This is a genomic window from Pseudomonas sp. BS-2016 (assembly GCF_001806145.1).
In the GTDB taxonomy this organism is placed as follows: domain Bacteria; phylum Pseudomonadota; class Gammaproteobacteria; order Pseudomonadales; family Pseudomonadaceae; genus Aquipseudomonas; species Aquipseudomonas lundensis.
The window spans coordinates 1-1,043 of sequence record NZ_MLCT01000016.1 but is presented as its reverse complement, the minus strand read 5'-3'; the positions used below and the strand labels follow the sequence as shown (position 1 = coordinate 1,043).

Below are 1,043 nucleotides of genomic sequence, written 5' to 3'. Positions count from 1 at the left end.
TATTCCCCACTGCTGCCTCCCGTAGGAGTCTGGACCGTGTCTCAGTTCCAGTGTGACTGATCATCCTCTCAGACCAGTTACGGATCGTCGCCTTGGTGAGCCATTACCCCACCAACTAGCTAATCCGACCTAGGCTCATCTGATAGCGCAAGGCCCGAAGGTCCCCTGCTTTCTCCCGTAGGACGTATGCGGTATTAGCGTCCGTTTCCGAACGTTATCCCCCACTACCAGGCAGATTCCTAGGCATTACTCACCCGTCCGCCGCTCTCAAGAGAAGCAAGCTTCTCTCTACCGCTCGACTTGCATGTGTTAGGCCTGCCGCCAGCGTTCAATCTGAGCCATGATCAAACTCTTCAGTTCAAACATCTTTGGGTTTTTAAGAAACCCTAAACTTGGCTCAGCAATCGTTGGTTACATCTTTGATTTCTCGCGGAGTAACTTGTGATGCTGATAATCTTGTTGACTATCAGTCTGACTCCACAAGCACCCACACGAATTGCTTGATTCAGTTGTTAAAGAGCGGTTGGTTAAGATCTTTCGTCTCAACCGAGGCGCGCATTCTACAGCAGCCTCATTTGCTGTCAAGTGGTTATTTTCAGAAGTTTTCGAAGATTTCTTCAACAACTTCAACCACTTGCGCTTGCGATCTCTCGTAAGCGGGAGGCGAATTCTACAGCGTTACACGCTGCTGTCAACACCTCTTTTTCAACTTCCTTTTGGCTTCGATGAACTGAAGCAACTTGCTGCCGAAAACTGCATAACTCATTGTTTACCAAGGAGTTTTCCGTTTCGACTGCGCCGGAAGTGGGGCGAATTATAGGCTTCCAGAATCTGCCGTCAAGGCTTAATTACGCTTTTGTGGCAGAAGGCGCTTTTTTAGCAATAAGGCGAGGGATTCGACGCATTACCGGCGGCACCCGCATCAACAGAAGTAGCGCACCTATAGAAGCGTAGATAGCCCACTCCTTCAGATCCGCCCGCACTATCCATAGCATGTGCAGCAAACCGAGCCCAAGAATCACATAGACCAGACGATGCAGCTT

The 1,043-nt window shown here is 49.7% G+C and carries 1 rRNA gene and 1 pseudogene; both read right to left on the bottom strand.

Going from position 1 to position 1,043, the window contains the following annotated elements:
* Nucleotides 1-360 (bottom strand): 16S ribosomal RNA (locus tag BKD70_RS08730); the annotation flags it as partial.
* A gap of 488 nt (nucleotides 361-848) precedes the next feature.
* Nucleotides 849-1,043 (bottom strand): annotated as a pseudogene (locus BKD70_RS08725) (sulfoxide reductase heme-binding subunit YedZ); the annotation flags it as partial.